The sequence below is a fragment of the Saccharopolyspora endophytica genome (assembly GCF_018070075.1).
GTDB lineage: Bacteria > Actinomycetota > Actinomycetes > Mycobacteriales > Pseudonocardiaceae > Saccharopolyspora > Saccharopolyspora endophytica.
The window spans coordinates 78,043-100,396 of the sequence record NZ_JAGPXE010000006.1 but is presented as its reverse complement, the minus strand read 5'-3'; the positions used below and the strand labels follow the sequence as shown (position 1 = coordinate 100,396).

General features: G+C 69.3%; 23 protein-coding genes. 20 read left to right on the top strand and 3 right to left on the bottom strand.

The annotated features are described in order from the left end of the window. Complete coding sequence (locus tag KBO27_RS15955) at nucleotides 1-1,986, top strand: ATP-binding protein (protein WP_210970988.1); 1,986 nt, start codon at nucleotides 1-3, stop codon at nucleotides 1,984-1,986. Between the two features lie 31 nt (nucleotides 1,987-2,017). Next, a complete protein-coding gene (locus KBO27_RS15950) occupies nucleotides 2,018-3,502 on the top strand; it encodes a hypothetical protein (RefSeq protein ID WP_210970777.1) in 1,485 nt (494 codons plus the stop codon). A gap of 45 nt (nucleotides 3,503-3,547) precedes the next feature. On the opposite strand, the gene KBO27_RS15945 is transcribed toward KBO27_RS15950, so the two are convergent. Continuing rightward, a complete protein-coding gene (locus KBO27_RS15945) occupies nucleotides 3,548-4,132 on the bottom strand; it encodes an eCIS core domain-containing protein (protein ID WP_210970776.1) in 585 nt (194 codons plus the stop codon). Nucleotides 4,133-4,364: 232 nt separating this feature from the next. On the opposite strand from KBO27_RS15945, the gene KBO27_RS15940 reads away from it, so the two are divergent. From KBO27_RS15940 to KBO27_RS15870, 15 genes are all read left to right on the top strand, one after another. Next, nucleotides 4,365-5,876, top strand: a complete 1,512-nt coding sequence (locus KBO27_RS15940; protein ID WP_210970775.1) for a phage tail sheath family protein — start codon at nucleotides 4,365-4,367, stop codon at nucleotides 5,874-5,876. Nucleotides 5,877-5,903: 27 nt separating this feature from the next. After that, nucleotides 5,904-6,344: a phage tail protein gene (locus tag KBO27_RS15935; protein ID WP_132620046.1), complete on the top strand. Its 441-nt coding sequence runs from the start codon at nucleotides 5,904-5,906 to the stop codon at nucleotides 6,342-6,344. Next, entirely contained in the window at nucleotides 6,341-6,796 is a 456-nt protein-coding gene (locus KBO27_RS15930) for a hypothetical protein (protein ID WP_132620048.1), read from the top strand. Before KBO27_RS15935 ends, KBO27_RS15930 begins: the two co-directional genes overlap by 4 nt. Continuing rightward, nucleotides 6,793-6,951 (top strand): DUF6760 family protein, encoded by a 159-nt coding sequence (locus tag KBO27_RS15925; RefSeq protein WP_165939690.1) that lies wholly within the window; start codon nucleotides 6,793-6,795, stop codon nucleotides 6,949-6,951. The genes KBO27_RS15930 and KBO27_RS15925 overlap by 4 nt, the downstream gene beginning before the upstream one ends. 2,281 nt (nucleotides 6,952-9,232) lie before the next feature. Beyond that, nucleotides 9,233-9,466 (top strand): hypothetical protein, encoded by a 234-nt coding sequence (locus KBO27_RS15920; protein ID WP_210970774.1) that lies wholly within the window; start codon nucleotides 9,233-9,235, stop codon nucleotides 9,464-9,466. Between the two features lie 24 nt (nucleotides 9,467-9,490). Further along, nucleotides 9,491-9,916, top strand: coding sequence for a phage tail protein (locus tag KBO27_RS15915; RefSeq protein WP_210970773.1), 426 nt, complete (start codon nucleotides 9,491-9,493; stop codon nucleotides 9,914-9,916). Nucleotides 9,917-9,926: 10 nt separating this feature from the next. After that, nucleotides 9,927-10,640, top strand: a complete 714-nt coding sequence (locus tag KBO27_RS15910) for a CIS tube protein (RefSeq protein WP_132625708.1) — start codon at nucleotides 9,927-9,929, stop codon at nucleotides 10,638-10,640. Then, the gene (locus KBO27_RS15905; RefSeq protein ID WP_132625706.1) at nucleotides 10,640-12,436 is read left to right on the top strand and encodes a VgrG-related protein; all 1,797 of its coding nucleotides are present in this window, start codon (nucleotides 10,640-10,642) and stop codon (nucleotides 12,434-12,436) included. Before KBO27_RS15910 ends, KBO27_RS15905 begins: the two co-directional genes overlap by 1 nt. A 16-nt stretch (nucleotides 12,437-12,452) precedes the next feature. Beyond that, nucleotides 12,453-12,764 carry a PAAR domain-containing protein gene (locus tag KBO27_RS15900; RefSeq protein ID WP_210970772.1) on the top strand — a complete coding sequence of 104 codons (312 nt, stop codon included), beginning with the start codon at nucleotides 12,453-12,455 and terminating at the stop codon, nucleotides 12,762-12,764. Next, a complete protein-coding gene (locus KBO27_RS15895; RefSeq protein ID WP_132625702.1) occupies nucleotides 12,761-13,177 on the top strand; it encodes a GPW/gp25 family protein in 417 nt (138 codons plus the stop codon). Before KBO27_RS15900 ends, KBO27_RS15895 begins: the two co-directional genes overlap by 4 nt. Next, nucleotides 13,177-15,138 carry a putative baseplate assembly protein gene (locus KBO27_RS15890; RefSeq protein WP_210970771.1) on the top strand — a complete coding sequence of 654 codons (1,962 nt, stop codon included), beginning with the start codon at nucleotides 13,177-13,179 and terminating at the stop codon, nucleotides 15,136-15,138. Before KBO27_RS15895 ends, KBO27_RS15890 begins: the two co-directional genes overlap by 1 nt. Continuing rightward, the gene (locus KBO27_RS15885) at nucleotides 15,135-15,695 is read left to right on the top strand and encodes a phage tail protein (protein ID WP_210970770.1); all 561 of its coding nucleotides are present in this window, start codon (nucleotides 15,135-15,137) and stop codon (nucleotides 15,693-15,695) included. Before KBO27_RS15890 ends, KBO27_RS15885 begins: the two co-directional genes overlap by 4 nt. 4 nt (nucleotides 15,696-15,699) lie before the next feature. After that, nucleotides 15,700-16,617, top strand: a complete 918-nt coding sequence (locus KBO27_RS15880; RefSeq protein ID WP_210970769.1) for a zinc ribbon domain-containing protein — start codon at nucleotides 15,700-15,702, stop codon at nucleotides 16,615-16,617. Between the two features lie 213 nt (nucleotides 16,618-16,830). Then, nucleotides 16,831-17,889, top strand: coding sequence for a cation diffusion facilitator family transporter (locus KBO27_RS15875; RefSeq protein WP_210970768.1), 1,059 nt, complete (start codon nucleotides 16,831-16,833; stop codon nucleotides 17,887-17,889). Nucleotides 17,890-17,943: 54 nt separating this feature from the next. Beyond that, nucleotides 17,944-18,297, top strand: a complete 354-nt coding sequence (locus KBO27_RS15870) for an ArsR/SmtB family transcription factor (protein WP_210970767.1) — start codon at nucleotides 17,944-17,946, stop codon at nucleotides 18,295-18,297. A gap of 93 nt (nucleotides 18,298-18,390) precedes the next feature. On the opposite strand, the gene KBO27_RS15865 is transcribed toward KBO27_RS15870, so the two are convergent. Beyond that, entirely contained in the window at nucleotides 18,391-18,981 is a 591-nt protein-coding gene (locus KBO27_RS15865; RefSeq protein WP_210970766.1) for a TetR/AcrR family transcriptional regulator, read from the bottom strand. Between the two features lie 188 nt (nucleotides 18,982-19,169). Between KBO27_RS15865 and KBO27_RS15860 the strand changes: the two genes are divergently transcribed. From KBO27_RS15860 to KBO27_RS15850, 3 genes are all read left to right on the top strand, one after another. Then, on the top strand, nucleotides 19,170-19,589 hold the full coding sequence (locus tag KBO27_RS15860) for a hypothetical protein (RefSeq protein ID WP_210970765.1): 420 nt from the start codon (nucleotides 19,170-19,172) through the stop codon (nucleotides 19,587-19,589). A gap of 128 nt (nucleotides 19,590-19,717) precedes the next feature. After that, entirely contained in the window at nucleotides 19,718-20,323 is a 606-nt protein-coding gene (locus tag KBO27_RS15855; protein WP_210970764.1) for a TetR/AcrR family transcriptional regulator, read from the top strand. A 40-nt stretch (nucleotides 20,324-20,363) separates the two neighbouring features. Further along, complete coding sequence (locus KBO27_RS15850) at nucleotides 20,364-21,110, top strand: NADPH-dependent F420 reductase (RefSeq protein ID WP_210970763.1); 747 nt, start codon at nucleotides 20,364-20,366, stop codon at nucleotides 21,108-21,110. A gap of 210 nt (nucleotides 21,111-21,320) precedes the next feature. Here KBO27_RS15850 and KBO27_RS15845 read toward each other — a convergent pair whose 3' ends face one another. Next, nucleotides 21,321-22,331, bottom strand: coding sequence for a TerC/Alx family metal homeostasis membrane protein (locus tag KBO27_RS15845; RefSeq protein ID WP_210970987.1), 1,011 nt, complete (start codon nucleotides 22,329-22,331; stop codon nucleotides 21,321-21,323). Between the last annotated feature and the right edge of the window lie 23 nt (nucleotides 22,332-22,354).

The window sequence follows — 22,354 nt, the reverse complement described above, 5'->3', positions numbered from 1 at the left end:
ATGCACCACCTGTGGGCGCGGCTGGGCCAGGTCGAGCAGCGCGTCCGGTCGGTGGTCGCCGCCCGGCGGGCCACGGACCCGCAGCCGGACGACCCGCACCGCGGTCTCTACCTCACTCCGGAGCACGTCGAGCGCATCCTGGCCACGCCCGCGAAGTCCTGGTCCGGCGACGGCCTCCCCTCGGCCGATCCCGGTCCCAGGCTGCAGCGCCTGGCCGAGGACTTCGGCCTCACCGAGCTGGACGTCGAGCTGTTGCTGGTGGCGCTGGCTCCGGACGTCGACGTCCGGTTCGAACCGCTCTACGGCTACCTCAACGACGACGTGACCCGCCGTCGCGCGACCACCGGTCTGGCTCTGGAGCTGTGCGGGATGCCCTCAGCCGGCGACGCCCGGTTCCGGTTCAGCGCAACCGCTCCGCTGGTCGCCGGGGGACTGCTGGAAGTGCAGGAGCCCGAACGTCCGGCGCTCTCGCGCGCGCTCCGGGTTCCGGACCGGGTGGTGGCGCACCTGCTCGGTCACGACGAACCCGCCGCCGGTCGCCTGGTGCGCGGCGATCCCGGCTCACCGGGAGCGCTGGCCAAGCGGATCGGGGCGGCTCTGGACTCCGGCGTGCGGCTGGTCCACCTCCACGGCGCGGAGGGTGCCTCGCGGGTCGCGCTGGATGCCCTTTCGGTCAGCGGCCGGGCAGCGCTCGTCATCGACATCGCGGACCTCGAACCGGACTCCGTGCCGGTGCTCGTCCGGGAAGCAGCCCTGCTCCGCGCCGGAATCACGCTGGGACCGCTGGAGAAGCTCGAACCCGCTCGTCCGGAACGAGCCCGCCTGCTGCGGGACCTCGTCCGCGCAGCGGAGCGCGTCCCGCTGCTGCTGCACGGCTCCGGCAGCTGGGACCCGGCGTGGTCCCAGCGGGCACCGGTGTCGATCCGCGTCGCACCCCCGAACGCAGAGGAACGGACGCAGGAGTGGCGGCGAGCCCTGACCGCCGTCTCGGCCGAGATGCCCGAGGACGCGCTGTCCGAGGCCGTGGGGAGCTACCAGCTCGACACCGAGGCGGTCGGCCGCGCGGCGTCGGTCGCCGCGCAGCTCGCCGCGTTCGACTCCCGCCCGGTCAACGCCGACGACCTGCGAGCGGGCGCGCGAGCCCAGAACGGCGCCGGCCTGGATCGCCTGGCCCGCCACATCACCCCAGCCGTGACCTGGAACGACCTTGTACTTCCCGAGCCGACGCACAGACAGCTGACCGAACTGTCGATGCGAGCCCGCCACCGCGACCGAGTCCTCGGCGACTGGCGAATGCGCCCCGGCGGCGGACGCGGACGCGGCGTCCTCGCGCTCTTCGCGGGCGAGTCGGGAACGGGCAAGACGATGTCAGCCGAAGTCGTCGCAGCCGACCTCGGCATGGACCTCTACGTCGTGGATCTGTCCACAGTGGTCGACAAGTACGTCGGCGAGACGGAGAAGAACCTGGAGCGCATCTTCACCGAAGCCGCAAGCGTCAACGGAGTCCTCCTCTTCGACGAAGCCGACGCCATCTTCGGCAAGCGCTCAGCCGTCCAAGACGCCCACGACCGCTACGCCAACGTCGAGTCGGCCTACCTCCTACAACGCATGGAGACCTTCAACGGCATCGCCATCCTCACCACGAACCTGAGGGCAAATCTGGACGAGGCGTTCACCCGCCGCCTCGACGTGATCGCCGGCTTCCCCATGCCCGACACACCTCAACGCCGCGCACTATGGGACCGCTGCCTCGGCCCGCAACTCCCCCGATCCGAAGACCTCGACCTCGACTTCTGCGCCCAACGCTTCGAACTCTCGGGCGGCTCAATCAGGGCCTGCACCATCACAGCCGCCTACCTGGCCGCAGAAGGGGGAACGCCCGTCGGCATGCCCGAACTCATCACAGCCATCCGCCAGGAATACACAAAACTCGGCCGACTGATCTTGGAGTCGGAGTTCGATTCCGCGCTCCCCAAGTCTCACTAACCTACCGAAGCCGGTGGATTACGGAGGAGTCGTGCACGGACAGAGCCGGACACCGGAAACACCCTCACCGCGTCGGCGGCCTCAATCTCGCGCGCCCCAGAGCCCCGCCACCGCATCAGTCGAGGCGACCGCACGACCGGTTCCTGCCGCGCTCTTGGCGCTGCAGCGCACCATCGGAAACCGCGCGGTTGCTCAACGCATGACCGCCCAGCGAACACAAAGCGCGGACGAGCAATCCAGCGAGACTCCTCCCGTGATCAAGCAGCCCGGCTATGCCAGCGGTGATCAGTTCGCGATAGCAGCCATCCTGATGAACGAGCCCGACCGGCACGTGTTCATCACCTACAAAGATGATGACGGATTCAATCCAGCCGCGAAGATCCGCGAGTTCTACGAACATTCGGGCGTCCAGACAGAGCGGATACACATTATTCCGCAGCACGAATTCAAAAAAGAACTCAAGGAATATCACGGAGAGACCTACACCGGAAGTCAGCATAAAAAGAACCCGTCGAAATTCGAGATCGGCGTGGGTGATGCCACGAAACGCGTGGCGGAGACGTTCGACGACGACTTTCGCGCGAACACGCGCAGGGGCTGGGGTTTGGATTCGCCAGAAAAGGACGAGCACCCCCGCGATGAGGACGTTCAGAAATGGCTCCAAACCAAGGGAGTGAGCGACGTGGAGGGCAAAGCGGTCGCGATCCTCTGGTCGCGGTTCAGCGGAAAGAACGGCGAGGTGCACGTCGAGCACGACACCAGCTACTTCGGCATGGGCCAGCTCATCGCCGGCCTCGGGAATCTCGACTACGTACTGATCGTCGGAGACAGCGCACCCAAGGACAAGGACGAGAAGACTCGAAACGCCAAGTACGACAGCCTCGCCGAGCACTACAACAAACAGGGCGAGGCCAACGACGCGCTCAGGAATGCGGGTACGTCCGAGGACCACTGGCGTGGTTTCAACGCCAAGGTTGTCAACCTGACCGAGTTCTGGGCTCCGAAGACCGAGAACGACGAGGAGAAGTCGAAGGAAATGGAGGCCATCAAGAAGTGGACCGGCGGCAAGCGAATGGGCCAGTTCCTGCTGTTCGACTACCTCAACCGCCACTGCTTCGCAGCCAGGCACCTCGGATATCGCAGCGGTAACCTCGAAGCCATGGCACTCTTGGGCTTCACGGTCCTGTACATGGAGGAGCCGGACAGCATCGGGGGCGAACGGATGGCCAGCTGGCATGCCAAACCCAATGACAAGACCAAGACCGCTGCCGGCGGCAACGCTCCCGGCTACGAACGCCTGATCACCCAGAATCCTCCGACACGTTCAGGCCGAAGGCAGGTCGACTTCCCTACCGAGGACAGGAAAAAGAGCCAGAAGCACGCGGAATGGCGAAACGACAAGGACACCCGGCATGCCGATAAGAGGATAGACGGAAAATCACGCCCCAAGGGGTTTTCGAACGAAACGCTCAGCCAAACCGACGACTACCTCGTCAACGGACGGTATCCCGCGTGATCCTCGGAACAGCATCCCCACCACTCAACAAACCTCGCACTCCCGCTAAACAGCGGTATCTGCAGCGTCATCGTTCGCAAGATCCGCACTGACCGACGAACCCATCACCCGGTGCGCGTTGGCTTCCGCTTCCCGCTCGAAGCGGTCCGACGGGTCTGACACCTTCAGTCCATCGCCGTTGTCGGTGCCTGCGACGGGGCCCGAGCGTTGTTGGATGACGTGCGTCAGCTCGTGGGCCAGCGTGTGGTTGTCGGCTCCGCCTTCGCCGAGGACGATGTGGTTGCCGGAGGTGTAGGCGCGGGCGCCGATCTCGGCCGCTGAGCGTGCGGCGGTGCTGCCGGTGTGCAGGCGGACGTCGGAGAAGTCCGCGCCGAGGCGGGCTTCCATGTCGGCGCGGACGGGCTCGTCCAGGGGACGCCCCGGCGAGCGCAGGACTCCGTGCACGGACGAGCGCTGCACGTCCTCCTGCTCGTCGCCGATCATCCGCGCGATGGCAGCGTTTCCCAGGGTCCGCTGCAGGCGCAGGATGTGCGCCGCGGACCCCTGCTGCGTGACAGCGGTTTCCGGCGACCTGGAAGTCGACGTCTGCTTCGTCGTTTCCTGTTCATCGTGGGCGGGTTGCTCGCGCATCGGGTCTCCTCACGACATGCCTGCTCGACCACTGCATCGCGCATCGCGCGGCGGCAGAAGGGGCGGAAGGGCAGAGTCGTGGGCAATTGCAGCTCGACAGGCCGTGGAGGCAGGACCCGCTTGCCCCAGGAGGCAGAGCTGTTGCCCTCCGGTGGGGGCTGGTGGACATGTTCGCGGGTGTGGCGAAGCGCGAGGCTCGGGGTACGCCACGCCTTGAGCTGAAGGAGCGAACATGCCGTCGTACCTGTCCCCTGGCGTTTACGTCGAGGAGGTCCAGAACGGGGCCCGGCCCATCGAAGGTGTCGGGACCGCGGTTGCCGCCTTCGTCGGGTTCGCGTCGCAGGGGCCGTTGCACGAGCCGACGCTGGTGACGAACTGGAGCCAGTTCGCGCAGACCTTCGGCGGGTTCGGCGACGGGTACCTCGCGCACTCGGTCTACGGTTACTTCGCCAACGGCGGCGGTTCCGCCTACATCGTGCGGATCGGCGGTCCTTCCGCCGAGGCCGCGCCCGTCGCGGCGCCTCAGCCGACGCAGCTCGGTGATCTGCGGGTGTCGGCGCTGCTTGGTGCCGGATCGGGCATCACCGTGGAAGTCGTCGATGCCGAGGGTGAGAACCCGCCGGAGGACCGGTTCCGGTTGCTGGTCAAGCAGGACGGCAAGGTCGCGGAGAGCTTCGACGTCTCGACCAAGAAGAACGTCAAGAGCTACGTCGTCGCACAAGTGCGCGAGCGGTCCAAGCTCATCGGGATCACCGAACCCTCGGGAGCCCTGAGCAGGCCCGACAACCAGTCGGTGTCGGTTGCCGCGCCGCCGAGCGCGCCCGCTCCGGCCAAGCTCGACGCCCAGGAGTACGTCGGGGATCTCGCCGCGCGCACCGGGTTCGGCGGGCTGGAGACCATCGACGAGATCACCATGGTCTGCGTCCCCGACCTGATGAGCGCTCACCAGCGCGGGTTGATCGACGCCGAGGGCGTGAGAACGGTTCAGCTGGCGGCGATCTCGCACTGCGAGCAGATGGGCGACCGGGTCGCGGTCCTCGACCCGCCGCCCGGGCTCAACGCGTTGCAGGTGCGGGACTGGCGGATGGACCAGGCCGGCTACGACTCGAAGTACGCGACGCTGTACTACCCGTGGATCAAGGTGTTCGACCCCACCAGCGGGCGCAACACCATGGTGCCGCCGAGCGGTCACGTCGCCGGGGTGTGGGCGCGCAGCGACACCGAACGCGGTGTGCACAAGGCTCCCGCCAACGAGGTCATCCGCGGTGCGGTGGACCTGGAGACCAATCTGAGCAAGGGCGAGCAGGACCTGCTCAACCCCATCGGCGTGAACTGCGTACGCGCGTTCGCCGGGCGCGGGATCCGGATCTGGGGCGCGCGAACGCTGTCGTCGGACCCGGCGTGGCGCTACCTCAACGTCCGCCGCCTGTTCAACTACCTGGAGGAGTCGATCCTGATCGGCACCCAGTGGGTGGTCTTCGAGCCGAACGACGACCGGCTGTGGTCGAGCATCCGGCGCAACATCAGCGCCTTCCTTCACCAGTCCTGGCGGGACGGCGCGCTGTTCGGCCGCACCGCCGAAGAGGCGTTCTTCGTCAAGTGCGACCGGGAGAACAACCCGCAGGAATCGATCGACCTCGGACAGGTGGTGTGCGAGATCGGGGTCGCCCCGGTCAAACCCGCCGAGTTCGTGATCTTCCGGCTCTCGCAGTTCTCCGACAGCACCAGCCTGGTCAACGAGTAATTCCCACCGCACGGAAGGCAACGGGACATGGCGCAGGGCGACACTCTCTCCACCCACCGGTTCGGCGTGCAACTCGGTGGAGTCACCGTGGAATCGGTCAAAGAGGTCAGCGGTCTCACCGTCGAGCAGGACGTGGTCGAGACCCAGCAGGTCACTCCGACCGGCGAGCTGTTCACCAAGAAGCAGCCCGGCGGTCAGAAGGGCGGCGAAGTGACCATCACCCGCGGCCTGGACAAGAGCACCGAATTCACCAAGTGGATCCAGAAGACGCTGCTGGACGGCGACGTCGAGAGCGCGCGGGAGAACCTCACCATCGAGATCCAGGACACCAAGGGCGAGTCCGTCCGGCGCATGCAGCTCTACGACGCGTGGGTCAGCAAGTGGGAGGGCCCGGGTTTCAGCGCCGGTGAGTCCAGCGCGGCCACCGAGCAGGTGACCATCGTCTTCGAGCGGATCGAAGTCGAATGAGGCGTCGCATCACCTCGCTGGGCGAGCTCGATGACGTCGCGGGCAAGAACCGGGTTTCCGAAGCACCGGACGCGCCCGCACCTCAGCACGACGAGTTCGAGTTCGAACTGCCCCGTGGCTACGTGCACAGCGACGGAACGGTCAATCGGCACGGCCGGATGCGGCTGGCCACCGCGAAGGACGAGCTGCGCCCGCAGATCGACGTGCGGGTCAAGGAGAACCCGGCGTACCTCAGCGTGGTGCTGCTCGGGCAGGTGATCACCAGGCTCGGCGACATCACCGACGTGCACGCGGGCGTGGTGGAGAACATGTACGCCACCGACGTCGCCTTCCTCCAGGACTTCTACCGGCGGATCAACAGCGAGGGGCACACCCGGGCCGGGGTCACCTGCCCGTCCTGCGACACCGCCTTCGAGATCGACCTGGCAGGTGGTCGCCTGGGGGAATCGTGACGTACGCACCGGAACGGCTGCACGCGGAGGTCGCGTACGTCGCCTACCACTTCCACTGGACGCGGGACGAGATCCTCGATCTCGACCACCACGAACGCCGACGCTGGGTGCGCGAGATCGCGCACATCAACACCAGGATGAACGAGGGGGGATGAGCCGGTGGGCCTGCTGGATCTCTTCCGCCGACGTGCGAGCAGCCGCGACGACAACCCCGCTCCCCCGGTCACCGCTCCCGGCTGGGACGGTGGTTGGCGGCGGGCCGCGCAGGACATCGGGGTGCTGCAGCGCGATGCCTGCGACGTGACCGGTGGCCGGCAGTTCCGCGACGCGGTCGCCTCGTACCGCGACCACGGCGTCATGACGGATCTGGGCCACCTCCTCGACCCGGGGGCGCCGTCCGGTGTGGTGCACGGGTTGCTCGGCTCGACCGTGGGAGTCCCGGTGCAGCGTTCGGTGGGCGCGGAGTTGCCGGTGCGGTCCACGGCGCAGAGCGACGAAACGCTTTCGCGTTCGGACGAATCATCCTCGGGTGTGGTGAATCCGGTTGTTCCTCGGGTGCGGCCTCGGCGGACATCGCCGCCGTTGACCGTCGCTCGTCTGCCACGACCGATCGCGCCGCGAGCGGTGCGCGCGATCCGCCCGCAGACCTCCTCCGAACCTGTTCCGGCGCAGTCCCCGAGCCCGGACAGTCCTTCCTCCACGTCGTCGGAGGTGGGTGCGGGGACCGTCGTGCAGCGCAGAATCGCCGGCCGATCGGCCGCAGCTGCTCCGCCGCGGAACCTCCCGCCCAGCGCCGTCGTCGTCCCCACCGGCGATCATGACGTCACGCCTCCCGTGGTCGATCGGCGAGAGGACGGGCGAGCCAGCGCAGCACCGCCGGGAGGCCGGGACACCGACCACGACCGTCCGACCGTGGTCAACCGCGCGTCCCGCGACCACGGTGAGGTCGCCCGGCCCGAGACGAGGTCGGATGCCATGCCGTCGCAGGACCGGGAGACCGGCCACGCCCGTTCTCCCGTGGTTCAGCGTTCGGTCGCCCCGGATTCCGGTGGTACTCCGCGCGCCACGCGGCCTCGGCTGGGGATCGGAGCGCCGATCTCACAGCTACCGGAGTCCGCCGCCCCTGCTTCGAGCGACGAGTCCGGCCGGCCGATCACCGCTGGAGCTTCGCCGCCGTCGGGGGAACGACCCGTCGTGCAGCGCGAGCACCCCTCGGCGATCGCGCGCCCCGGAACGAATTCCCCTGCTGCGCAACAGGACGCACCTGTCTCGGGCCGTCCCCATCAGACAGTCGAGCCCACTTCACCACCCGGAGATGTGGTGCAGCGGCTCGTCCGGCCGGAGGCCGTGAACCGCGTTCCGACCGCCGGGAACAGCCCGAGCCCGCATGCCGTCGTCCCCACCCCGGCTGACGGCAGGCTCACCCCCGCACCTCCGCAACACCCCGATCCCACCCCGGTGCTGCACCAGGCGAGCGAACCCAACAGCTCACACCAGCGGAATCACCCGGATGCAGGCCTGGCACCGAACAGTGGCGCCGCTCCTCGTGCAACCCACGCCACCGACACCCCGGGTACGACGCCGCTGGAGTTCACCGCCCCGACGCCGAATCCCACTCCCCCGGTCGCGCCGCTGATCCAAAGCTCCTCCGCAGTACAACGGATGGCGATCACGAACACCACCGAGCCCGGTGACAACGCACCAACCACAGGGGAAGGCACCCCCACTGACCCACTCCCCGTCATCACAGCCGCACCTCACACCACACCGCAGAACCCGACCGAGATCCACGATCCGGTGAAACCCCACACCGCGCAGAGGCGGGACCCGGCGCGGTTCCCGGAATCGAGTCCGGTCACACCCTCCACAGTCCAACGGCAGACATCACCCCACACCCCCACACCACTCCACATCGGGCCGGAACCGCTGTCGCAACCCACCCCCGACACACCCGTGCAACGCGTCCGCCCACTCCTCCCGATGAGCCCACTCCCAGTCCGCACCAGCGACCACCCGGACTCAGCAACCACCCGCACCCCACAACACCCGACCTCACCCCCAGTGGCCCAGATGCACTGGAAACAACCCACTCCCCCCACCACCAGCACACCGCACGTACAGCGAAGCACCACCGTTCGGTCCCCGAATACGGCCGTAATCAGACACCCGAATACTGCGGTATTCCGGGACCCGAATACGGCGGTATTCCGGGTACCCGCGGAACACGGCAGCAATCAGGGTCCAGCCGTCCGCGTCTCGGCTGCATCCGTCGCTCCGCCGACGGGCACCGGTGATCTCGTCGCCGCAGCACCCGGAGCGGCCGTCGCAGCCGCCGCGGGCGTTGCCGGTCCGGGTGGGGGCGAGAGCCGCACGTCGGCAGGGCCTGCCGTGCAGCGGGCGGGTGCGCGACCGCGATCCGCGAGGGCTTCGCCGTCGGTGTCGAACTCGATCCCCGGTGTTCCTGCGGGAGTCCCGGTCACGGTCGTCCAGCGCGAGGCGCAGCCGGCCGAGGCGAAGCAGGAGAGCAGCCAGGGCGAGGAGAAGTCCGCTGGTCAGCCCGATACCGACGAACTCGCGCGCAAGCTCGTCGAGCCGGTGAGCCGGTTGCTGCGCGCCGAGTTCCGCCAAGGCCGGGAACGGATCGGACGCCTGCACGACCGCCGCCGCTAGCACCTCCGGGAAGGAGTGATGTCGATGTCGCAGGAGATCTTCGCCTCCAGCGTGTTCTTCCGCCTGGCCATCGGGGGAGACGACCTGGGCGCCTTCCACACATGCTCGGGGCTCGGCGCCCAGGTCGAGGTGGAGCAGTTCAGCGAGGGCGGCAACAACGGCTTCACCTGGCAGCTGCCCACCCGCATCACCTGGTCCAACATCACGCTGACGCGACCGGTCACCAGCGACACCACCAAGATCTCGCGCTGGCTGACCGAGATCATCCGGCGCGTCGAGCGCAAGAACGGCGAGATCGTCGCGCTCAAGCCGGACCGCACGCCGCTCGCCCGGTGGCAGGTCCTGGGCATCATCCCGGTCAGCTGGCAGGGGCCGTCGTTCGACCCGGCCACCGCGCAGGCCGCGGTGGAAACCCTGGAAATCGCCCACGAGGGCCTGCGAGCGGTGTGAGGAGGCTCCGATGGCCGCACCAGGTCGAAACCTCGCCCGCGCCCGGCTGCTGATCATGGAACCGCCCGCGAAGGTCGGCGCGAAGCCGGGCGCGAAGATCAAGGAGGTCCGGTTCCAGTTCAACCCGAACCGGCTCAGCCTCACCAAGAGCACCGAGTGGCGGCGCAACCCCACCCGGATGGCCAGCGAGTCCGGGACGCCCGAATTCGTCGGCAGCGGACCGCGTTCGCTGACCCTGGAGGTGTTCCTCGACGCCACCGACAAGCACGACAGCTCGGTGGAGAAGAAGGTCGAGGACCTCATGGTCGCCTGCGTGCCCACCCCGAAGAGCCTGCGCGCCAAGAAGCCGGCCAGCCCGTGGGTCCGCTTCGAGTGGGGCACCGCGAAGACGACCTCGTTCAACGGCGTGCTGTCCAGCTTCTCGGTGGAGTACTCGCTGTTCGACGTCGACGGCAAGCCGCTGCGCGCGACGTGCTCGCTGGGCATCGAGGAGGCCGGAACCGAGACGCCCGGGCAGAACCCGACGTCGGGCTCCGACAACGCCCGCCGCACGCACCGGGTGGTCGTCGGCGACAGCCTCCCCCAGATCGCGTGGCAGGAGTACGGCGACGCCACCGGTTGGCGCGTGATCGCCGAGGCTAACGACATCGACGACCCCATGATCCTGGCGCCCGGCATCGAGCTGCTGGTGCCCGCCCTCGACGACGGACAGGACGGTTCCTGATGGGCAACGACAGCTCGGGGCGGTCGGTCGCGGCCGATCCCATCGTGGCGATCCCGGGCCCGCTTCCCGCGGCCTGGCAGCAGCAGCTGACCAGCTGCGTGGTGGACGAGAACGTCGGGCTGCCCGACGCGGCCACGCTGGTCTTCCGCGACCCGAACCACGAGCTGCTGTCCGCGACCGGGGTCAGCATCGGTTCCGAGCTGACGGTGTCGGTCATGACGACCGGCAGCACGGCCCAGAAGGAGATCTTCGCCGGCGAGGTCACGGCGCTGGAGCTGGACTCCGACGGGACGGGTTCGTTCACCGTGGTCCGGGCGATGAGCAAGGCTCACCGGCTGATGCGGGGCCGCAAGGTCGTGGCGTTCCGGAACATGAGCGCGGCCGCGATCGTGCGGAAGGTCGCCACCGGGGCCGGGTTGCGGCCCGGGCGGATCAAGGCCAAGCCGATCACCTACAAGCAGCTGTCCCAGGCCAACGTGTCGGACTGGGAGTTCCTGCAGAACCTCGCCCAGGAGCACGGCGCCGCGGTGCGCGTGGACGGCAAGGGACGCCTGAACTTCACCGAGCTCAAGCCCGCCTCCGGCGCGCCCTCGCCGACGACCTCGGCGACCAGGAGCCCGTTCGTGCTGGAGTACGGCCGCAACCTGATGGCGCTGCGGGCCGCGCTGACCGCCGCGGACCAGGTCGACACCGTCGAGGTGCGGGGTTGGGACGTCAACACCCGCACACCCCTCGTGGCCGAGGAATCCCCCACCACCAGCGACGTCGTGCGACCGGGGCTCACGCCGTCGAAGGCGACGAAGAAGTTCGGCAAGAAGTCCCGGCTGCTGGTCACCGACGTGCCCTACGGGACGCAGGCCGAGGCGAAGGAGACGGCGCGCTCGCTGGCGGCATCGATGCGGGCCGGTTTCGGGGAGATCGAGGCGGTCGCCGAGGGCAATCCCGAACTGCGCGCGGGCGTGCCGATCGCGCTGGGCAACGTCGGCAAGGACTTCTCCGGCAAGTACACGGCCACGGCGGTGCACCACGTCCTGGAGCCGGGCCAGGGCTACCGCACGACGGTGCTGGTCAGCGCCTCCCCCGACCGGTCGCTGACCGGGCTTGCCACCGGCGCCAACGCGCCGGACCGAGGGCCTCGGATCCCGGGTCTGGCCACCGGGATCGTCACCGACATCAAGGAGCCCGGGAAGTCCGAGCGCGGTTGGGTCAAGCTCAAGTTCCCGTGGCTCTCCGACGACTACGTGACCGACTGGGTCCGCACCGTGCAGCTGGGCGGCCAGGGCGGCGGGGTGTTCAGCCCGGACGTCAACGACGAGGTCCTGGTCGGTTTCGAGCAGGGCAGCCTCGACCACCCCTACGTGCTCGGCGGCCTCTACAACGGCACCGACAAGCCGTCCCGGCACGCCGTTCCGCTGGTCGACCGGACAAGCGGCAAGGTCAACCGGCGCTCGTTGGTCTCCCGCAAGGGCCACCGGCTGGAGCTGATCGATTCCGCGACCCGCTCACCGGGCGTCCACCTCGCCAGCGGGGACGAGCGGCTGGACATCCGGATCGACGAGCAGAAGAAGACCATCGACATCAGCGTGCGCGCCCCGGGAGGAACGCGGGTGCTGAGCTCGGTGTCGCTCACCGACCGCGGGATCACCCTGGACGCGGGCAACGGCGACCTCACCCTCTCCGGCAGGTCCGTGTCGATCGACGCCACGACGTCGGTGTCGGTCAAGGGGCGCACCAGCGTGGGGATCGACGGCGGCGCGACGGCGACGCTGCAGGGCCGCCTGGTCCGCATCAACTAGAACGAGGAGTTGCCCGATGCCACCTGCCGCCCGACTCGGCGACCCGACCGCCCACGGCGGGACCGTCGGCCCTCCCCGGGCCAACGCCGTTGCCGTGGCCTCCGTGCTCATCGGCGGGAAACCCGCTGCGGTGACGGGAAGTCAGCACCTGTGCCCCGTCCCGGTGCACGCGGTGCTGAGCTCGGGCAACGTGCTGCTGCCCGGTCCGCCGACCTCCGGCGTGGTGCTCATCGGCGGTCTGCCCGCGGCCCGGGTCGGCGACAAGACCAGTTGCGGCGCCACCGTCGTGATGGGCGCGCCGAACGTGCTGATCGGGGGCCCGCTGTGAGCGACCGGTTCATCGGGCGCGGGTGGGGGTTCCCGCTGCGCGTGGACGCCACCGGCGGCATCGGGATGGTCGAGCGGGAGCAGGAGATCGAGGAGGCGATCCGGCTGGTGCTGGGCACCGCACCGGGTGAGCGCCCGATGCGCCCGGAGTTCGGTTGCGGCATCCACGACCACGTCTTCGCGCCGAACGACGGCGCCACAGCGGGCCTGATCGCCTACGAGGTCCGGGCGGCGTTGCTGCGCTGGGAGCCCCGGATCGAGGTGGAGGACGTGGTGATCGCCTTCGACACCGTCGACGACGGGGTGCTCTACATCGACGTGCACTACGCGCTGCGCGCCACCAACGACCGCCGGAACCTCGTCTTCCCCTTCTACACGATCCCGCACAGCGATGAACCCGGAGACGCCGACTGATGGCACTGCCCACGCCGAACCTGGACGATCGACGGTTCCAGCAGCTCGTCGACGAGGCCAAGCGCTACGTGCAGCAGCGCGCGCCGGAGTGGACCGACCACAACGTCTCCGACCCCGGCGTCACCCTCATCGAGACCTTCGCGCACATGGTGGACCAGCTCATCTACCGGCTCAACCGGGTGCCGGAGAAGAACTACCTGGCCTTCCTCGACCTGCTGGGCGTTGCGCTGTTCCCGCCCGCGGCGGCTCGCGCCGACGTGACGTTCTGGCTGTCGGCCGCGCAGCCGGAAACGGTGCTGCTGCCGAGCGGGACCGAGGTCGCCACGGCGCGTTCGGAGACCGGCGACGCCGTCGTCTTCGGCACCACCGAGGACCTGCCCATCGTGCCCTGCGAGCTGAAGGCGCTGGTGACGATCTCCGCTGCGGGCGAGCAGGCGAACCGCACCAAGGACCTGGACCTGGGCAAGGACGTGCCGTGCTTCCAGGCGGAACCCGCCGTCGGCGATGCCATGCTGTTCGGCCTGACCAACGCCGTCCCGCGCTGCGTGATCGCGCTGCGGCTGGACAGCCGGGTCGAAGGCATCGGCGTCGATCCGCGGCAGCCTCCGCTGATGTGGGAGTTGTGGGACGGGATGCGCTGGACCGAGTGCGCGGTGTTCGACGATTCCACGGGCGGGCTCAACCGCCCCGGCGAGGTGCTGGTGCACGTCCCGGCCGGGCACGCCGCCTCGGCGGTCGCCGGGGTGCAGGCCGGTTGGTTGCGCTGCCGGGTGATCGCACCGGCCGAGGGCCAGCCCTTCTACTCGGAGTCGCCGACGGTGCGGGTGGCCGAGGCGTTCACGGTCGGTGGCATCACCGCGGTCGAGCACGCCGAAACCCTCACCGACGTACCGCTGGGTGAGTCGGCCGGTGTTGCGGGGCAACGATTCCGGCTGGACCGGGCGCCCGTGCTGACCGACGGCGAACCGCCCGTCGTGCAGGTCTCCGCCGGTGAGGGGTGGCAGGACTGGCAGGTCGTGGAGCACTTCGGCGAGTCCGGCCCCGCCGACCGGCACGTCACGCTCGACGCGACCAACGGCGAGTTCGGCTTCCCGCCCGCGGTGCGCGCACCGGACGGCACCCTGCACTTCCACGGCGCGGTGCCTCCGAAGGGCGCCCAGCTCCGGGTCCCGAAGTACCGGACGGGTGGTGGCCGCGCGGGCAACGTCGCCCGGGGGACGATCTCGGTGCTGCGCAGTTCCGTGCCCTACGTCTCCAGCGTCGAGAACCGCGAGGCGGCGACCGGCGGGGTCGACGGGGAAACGGTGTCGGAGGCGAAAGTGCGCGCACCGCACCAGCTCCGCGTGCAGGAGCGCGCGGTGACGGCCGGCGACTACGAGCAGATCGCGCGGCAGGCGGCACCGGCGGCCGCCCGGATCCGGTGCCTGCCGGCTGCCGACGAACCGGGTGCGGCGCGGGTGCTGGTCGTGCCGGACGCGGTCGCCGACACCGGCGATCAGCTGCGGTTCGAGCAGCTCATCCCGTCCGAGCAGCTGCTGTCCACCATCGCCGCGCGGCTGGACGAACGCCGCCTCCTGGGCACCCGGTTGATCGTGGAACCGCCCTTCTTCCAAGGGATCACGGTCGTGGCCCGGATGAGCACGGCGGAGGCGGACCTCAACCGGGTCCAGCGGGACGCCCTGGCCGCCCTGCACCGCTACCTCAACCCGCTGCGCGGCGGCGCCGACGGCACCGGCTGGCCGTTCGGGCGACCGGTGCAGCTCGGGGAGGTGTTCGCGGTGCTGCAGCAGGTCGACGGAGCCGAGCTGATCGACGAGGTCCGGCTGTTCCCGGCCGATCCGATCACCGGTCAGCGCGGATCACCGGTGGAGCGGGTCGAGCTGGCCGAGCACGCGCTGGCCTTCTCCCACCAGCACCAGGTCGTGGTCCGCTCCACCGGCACCAGCGCGGCACCGCGATGAGCCGGCACGCCATTCCCGGTCTGCCCAGCCGCTACCCGATCGGCGACCTGCTCCCCGCGATGTACGCGGACGACGACCTCGCCCAGCGGTTCACGGCGGGCCTGGACACCGTCCTGGCTCCGATCCTGTCCACTCTGGACAACCTGGCGCACTACTTCGACCCCCGCGTGACGCCGGAGGACTTCGCGTCCGAGCTGGCGCAGTGGGTTGCGGTCGAACTCGACCCGGCCTGGCCGCTGGGTCTGCGGCGAGCGGTGCTGCTGCGCGCGGTCGAGCTGCACCGGCGGAGGGGCACCGCCCGTGGCCTGGTCGACCTGCTGCGGCTGTGCGCGGGCGTGCACGCCCGCGTGCTCGACGGCGCGGGCGCGGCGTGGTCCACCCGGCCCGGCACCGCCCTCCCCGGCACCGCGGGTGGTCAGGTCGTGGTCCAGGTCTGGCCGGGCCGGTCGGCTGTCGACCGGCAACGCGTCACCGCGCTGGTCGACTCGGTGCGACCGGTGCACGTCACCTGCAGCGTCGAGGTACTGGCCGGTCCACCACAGCAGCAGAGGAGGTAGCACGATGCGCTCCTGCGCGACGTGCGGTTCGCAGGTCTCCCGCGACGACGACTTCTGCGGAACCTGCGGCACCTACTTGGGTTGGGAATCCGATGCCCGGGACGCGGCTCCGCCCGCATCGGAAGCACCCACGCGGCGGATCCGGATCTCGGAGCCGGAGCAGCCCGAGGCCGTGCAACCCGCCAAACCCGTGTCACCGCGCCCGGAATCGGCCGCGCCCGTCGAGGAGAACGTCCCGGACGGTCCGCCGTGCCCTTCGTGCTCGACCCCCAACCCACCCGGTCGCCGGTTCTGCCGACGCTGCGCCAGACCGCTGGTCGAGGCCGCCCAGCCGACCGCGCGACGACGGCGCCGCCGGGGCCTATGGAACACCGACCGGCACAAGCTCTGGCGACGCCTGGTGATCCTCGGAGCCCTGATCCTGCTGGTGGTCGGCGCGCTGCTGCTCTACCCGCTCGGCAAGGCCGCCGTCCAGGACGTGCTGGACAAGGTCTCCGATGCGGCCCCCGTCCGACCGGCGAGCGTCACGGGCAGCTCGGCGGTGCCCGGCCATCCCGCCGCGAACCTCGCCGACGTGCGCACCGACGTCTACTGGGGCGCGCCGGGTCCCGAAGCGTGGGCCGACTTCCAGTTCGACAAGCCCTTCCGGTTGGTGGGCATGCTCGTGCACATCGGCCCGTCGACGAAGCCGGACGCGTTCGCCACGCAGGCCCGGCCCACGCGGCTGGACATCATCGTCACCCACGCCAACGGCCGGACCCGGACGGTGCACGTCCCCCTCGCCGACCAGCCGGCCCCGCCGCAGATCGACATCGGAGCCAGCGACGTCACGCGGGTCCGCATCGTGATCCGGTCGGCCACCGGGCTCACCGAGGGCAAGCACATCGCGATGTCGCTGGTCGAGTTCTTCACACGCGCCTGACCCCATCACGAGACTCGCATCGAGCACCCGCGTGGAGCAGGTGCTCGTCCCTCGCCAGCGAGACCCGGAATCAGCAGCAGTGGAACCGGTATTCGGCCACCTCCTGGCGAGCGCCCCTCCTTGTCAGTTGCCTCGGATGCGCAGCTGCGACGTTGTCGCGTGCGCACGTGAGCACATATCGTGGGGGCAACCCGCCACGAGGTAGGAGTCGCGATGAGCCAGCCTTCCCCCACGCACGACCACGGGCACGGGCATGGGCACGGGGGAACGCGGCTGTCGCGGCTGTGGGCGCAGCTCAAGCACGCCGTCACGCCGCACAGCCACGACAGCACCGAGATCGTCGACAGCACCCTCGAAGCCAGCAGGCAGGGCATGCGCGCGCTGTGGATCTCCTTCGCGGGCCTGATGATCACCGCCGTCTTCCAGGTGGTCATCGTGAGCTTCACCGGTTCGGTCGCGCTGCTGGGCGACACCCTGCACAACTTCGCGGATGCGCTGACCGCGGTCCCCCTCGCGGTCGCGTTCGTGCTGGGACGCCGGGCGGCGACTCGACGGTTCACCTACGGGCTCGGCCGCGCCGAGGACATCGCCGGCCTCATCATCCTGGTGATCATGGCGGCATCGGCCGCGTACGCCGGTTGGGAGGCGCTGCACCGCTTGATCGAGCCCCGGGAGATGAGCGACATCGGCTGGGTGGCCGCGGCGGGGGTGGTCGGATTCGCCGGCAACGAGATCGTGGCGCGCTACCGGATCACCGTCGGTCGCAGGATCGGCTCCGCCGCTCTCGTCGCCGACGGGCTGCACGCGCGCACCGACGGGTTCACGAGCCTGGCCGTCCTCCTGTCCGCCGGTGGCGCGTGGATGGGCTGGCAGTGGGCCGATCCGGTCGTCGGCCTGGCGATCACGGTGGCGATCGCGTCGGTCCTGTGGGGCGCGGCCAAGGAGGTCTTCGCCCGGCTGCTCGACGCGATCGATCCGCAGCTCATCGACCAGGCCGAGTCGACCCTCGCCGCCACCGACGGCGTCCGGGCGGTCACCGGGGTCCGCATGCGCTGGGTCGGCCACTCCCTCACCGCGGAAGCCGAGCTCGACGTCGACCACGACCTCACGCTGTCCCAGGCCCACGCCATCGCCCACGACGCCGAGCACCGACTGCTCCACGCGCTGCCCCGACTGTCCCGGGCGCTCCTCCACGCCCACCCGCACGGACAGCACGGCGACTCCGAGCACGACGTCCTCCGCCACCACCGAACCTCAGCCGCCCTGGGCTAGGGGACCAGCGCCCGGATTGCCCCGCCCATCCCACGTGCGGCAGCATGCGTGCTCATGCATGCACGCGAGGAATCCGCTGCGGAGAGGTGGCGGGACCTTCCCGACCCGGACCACGTCGAGGCGGCCGCGACCGCGTTCAGGATGTTGTCCGACCCGACCCGCGTGCGAGTGCTGTGGCTGCTGTGCGGATCCGAGCACGACGTGACCAGCCTGGCCAACAAGATCGGCGCCGCTCGCCCCGCCGTCTCGCAGCACCTGGCGAAGCTGCGCTTGGCAGGCCTCGTCACCCTGAGACGGGACGGCCGTCGAGCCGTCTACGCAGCGAGGGGCGGGCACGTCCGCCGCCTGCTGGCCGAAGCCGTCGAAGCCGCCGACCACCACATCACCGGCACCGCAGACCACGACTGAACCCCAACTGCGACACCAACAATCACCGACGGCTCGTCCGGAGTCGGCCGTGTTACCGGCGTCCCACCGCGCGACGGGCAACCCGCTCGCGGCTCATCGCGGGACGTTTTCCGTCCGCCATCCGCGCAGTGCCGCTCGTGCGGCGTAATCGAAGCCCTCCGCGTCGTGCCGGAGCAGATCGCTCAGCTCCAGGGTGACCAGACCGTGCACCAGCGCCCACAACGCCGAGGCGATCGCCATGGGGTCCTCGTCGACGAGCTCGCCCGCGCTGATCCCGCGCTGCACGGCCTCCAGCAGCGGCCCGAAGGCGCCGGCGGCCGCGGTGGCGAGCTCCTGGTCCTGGTCGTCGTGACCACGTCCGAAGATGGCCCGGTAGTAGTTCGGGTCGGCCAGCGCGCTGGAGCGGTACGCGTGGGCCAGCTGCACGAGCTCCTCGACCGGGTCGGGGTCCGGATCCACTGATCGAAGTCGCCGGCTCAAGCGGCGGAATCCCTCGATGTAGAGCGCGCGCAGCAGATCGGGCTTGCCGCCGAACAGCGAGTACACCGCGCTGGTCGAGGTACCGGCGGACTTGGCGAGATCGCGCAGGCTGAGGGCGTCGCTGCCGCCCTCGGTCAGGAGCTCGCCCGCGCGATCGAGCAGCCGCAGGCGGAGCGTCTCGTCGTACACCTTCTTCCGTCCCATCAGCAGGACTGTATCCCAACGCCGTTTCGCAACGCTGCCTGCGCTCCACCTCTGCGCGCCCCAAAGACGCTGCACGTGTTGACCAATCAATCGAAACGTTGTTACATAAAGCTGTTACACAACGCTGCCACGACGGCGCGAGGTGGCCCCCAGCCGCGCAGCGCTGTCACCAACCCAGAGGAGCGGCCGTGCAAGGCCTGGAACTCACCGACGCGTCCAGATACATCGCCGGATCCGTGCTGCTGACAGTCGTGGGGATCGAGTTCGGCGGGTGGTTCATGACCCGGATCGTCCGCGGCAAGGTACCGATGACCACGTTCCAGAAGAACTTCGCGCGGGCCGGTCACGCGCACGCCGGCGCGCTCGTCACGTTGAGCCTGGTGACGCTGATCCTCACCGACCTGGCCGGCCTGCAGGGCCTGTGGGGGTGGATCGCCCGGATCGGAGTGCCGGCGTCGGCCGCGCTCATCTCAGCCGGGTTCTTCTTCTCGTCGATGGGTCGCGGTGAGGTGACGCAACCGAACAAGTTGATCTGGCTGGTCTGGCTGGGCTCGCTCTCGCTCGGCGCGGGCGTGGTCACCCTGGGACTCGGCCTCCTGGCGGCGTGAACGGGCAGAACCGAGCCTGAATCCCGACAACCCACTGCCCGTCCAGCAACGCCACCTTGACCGGATGCAGCCTCCGCTTTAGTGTGGAAGTGATGCGGAGGCAGCATCCGGTTCAGGGGTGCCGCGTGATGTGGGAGGAAACCATGGGCCCGGTGGGCAAGCAGGAGCGCAAGCCGCGGTCCGACGTCCAGCGCAATCGGGCCGCGTTGCTGGAAGCCGCGCAGCGGCACTTCCTGGAGCACGGCGTCGGCACCTCCCTCGAAGCGGTGGCCAAGGACGCCGGCGTCGGCCCCGGGACGCTCTACCGCCACTTCCCCACCCGGGAGGCACTGCTGGCGGCAGTGCTGCAGACCCGCTCGGAGGAGCTCGAACAGCGCCGGAGCGACATCGACAGGCTCGACGATCCCGCCGATGCGCTGCGGCAGTGGCTGCGGGCGATGGAGGACTACTTCAGCTCCTTCAGCGGTCTGCCCGAACCGCTCATGGCGGCGGCCAGGGCGCAGGACGCCGACAACCCGCTCACCGTCCCGTGCCACATCCTCATCGGCGCCACCGACGACTACGTCCGCTCCGCGCAGCGGGCCGGGCACGTCCGGGACTCGGTGACCGGCTACGACCTGTTCCTCGCAGCGGTGTCGGTCGCGTGGACCATGAGCACCGCCTCGCCTGACCAGGAATCCCTGGAACGCCTCCGCGACCTCATCGAAAACGGTTACCGCGAGTCAGATCACTAGCTGATCCGGCCCGGTATCAATCCTAGGAAGAAGATTCACGATGAAGATCGGCATCATCGGCGTTGGCCACATCGGCAAGACCCTGGCTCAGAAGTTGAGCGCGGCCGGACATGACGTGAAGGTGGCCAACTCGCGCGGGCCGGAGACGATCGAGGCCGACGTGCTCTCCACCGGAGCACGAGCGGTCACCGCAGCGGAGGCCGTGGCCGACGCCGAGGCCGTCATCCTCTCGATCCCGCTCAACCGCATCCCGCAGCTGGCGCCGGTCATCGCCGAGGCCCCGTCGGACGCGGTCCTCATCGACACCTCGAACTACTACCCGTCCCGCGACGAGAAGAACGAGGCGATCGAGGCCGGCCAGGTGGAAAGCCTGTGGGTCGCAGAGCGATTGGGACGTCCCCTCGTCAAGGCGTGGAACGCGATCGGTTCCGGGTCCCTGGTCCACCACGGAACACCGGCCGGCACTCCCGGGCGCATCGCGATCCCGGTCGCCGCCGACGAGCAGCGGGACCGCGAGATCGGGATGAAGCTGGTCGACGACACCGGTTTCGACGGTTTCGACGCGGGTTCACTCGCGGACTCCTGGCGGCAGCAGCCGGGCACGCCCTGCTACTGCACCGACCTCACCAGCGACGAGATGCCCGACGCCCTGGCCACGGCCGACGCGGAGCGGGCGCCGAAGCGGCGCGACCTCGCCGTCGCCGTGATCATGGAACGGGTCGGCGACCCCAAGACCAACCCCGGCCCCGAGTGGGGCGTCCGCCTGAGCCGCGCCCTGTACATGTGACCCCACGAGGAGGGCGGAGACACCCCGCAACGGATGTCCCCGCCCTTCGCGTCCGCCTCCTCGCCAAGATCGAGCTGTGGAAGAGGTGTGCGTGTCACCTGTGGGGCCCCCTTGGCGGGCGGGCGTCCAGGAGGACGGCGCAGGTGATCACCAGCGCCGCCAGGATGAGTGCGGTCGTGCCGAGTTCGACGAGGGTTTCGGTGAGCATGGTCAGCTCCCGGGTGCGGGTTTCTCGGCGTCGCCGCGAACGCGCAGGCTCGTCAGCGTGACGGTCGCCAAGATCAGCACGATGACGCCGAGGGAGATCGGAGTCGGGATCTCGGGTACTGCGGGCCAGATTCCGTGGGCCCAGTGCAGCACCAGTTTTGCGCCGATGAACGCGAGGATGATCGCGAGGCCGTGGTTGAGGTAGGTCAACTTGGCCAGGGCGGCGTGGAGCACGAAGTACAGGGCGCGAAGACCCAGCAGGGCGAACGCGTTGGTCGCGAACACCAGGTACGGGTCATCGGTGACCCCGTAGACCGCGGGAACGGAATCGACGGCGAAGACCACATCGGTGGCGAACACCGCGACGACCACGATCGTGAACGGGGTCAGGGCTCGCCGTCCACCCTCGCGGACCGTCAACCGGGTGCCGCGGTAATCATCGGTGACCGGCATCGCCCACCGCAGAAGTCGTACCGAGCGCATCTGCGACACGTCGCGTGCGTACTCGGCCCCGGTGAGCGCTTCGTGCATGATCTTGACGGCGGTGACGAAGAGAATTCCGCCGAACACCAGAAACGCCCAGGTACCGGCCTGCAGCAGGGCGGCACCCGCGGCGATGAAGACACCGCGCAGCACCAGCGCGCCGACGATCCCGAAGAGCAGCACGCGCTGCTGCACATCCGCCGGTACGGCGAAGCCGGCCAGCAACAGCATGAACACGAACAGGTTGTCCACGGACAAGGACTTCTCCACCACGAAGCCGGTGATGAACTCCACCGCCTGGACACCGCCGAAGGCGGCCCACAGCGCCAGGGTGAACACCAGCGGCAGCGCGAGGTAGAAGACCGACCAGCCCACGGCCTCACCCATCGAGACCGAGTGCGGGCGACGGGTGACCATGAAGTCGGCGACCACCAGGACGATCAGTCCGGCGATGCTGGCGCCCCACAACAAGGGCGAGCCGATCGAATCCGACGAAGCGGCGAGAACGAACACGGGCGTCTCCTCGAACATCGTCACGTCCGAGGTCTCCTTCG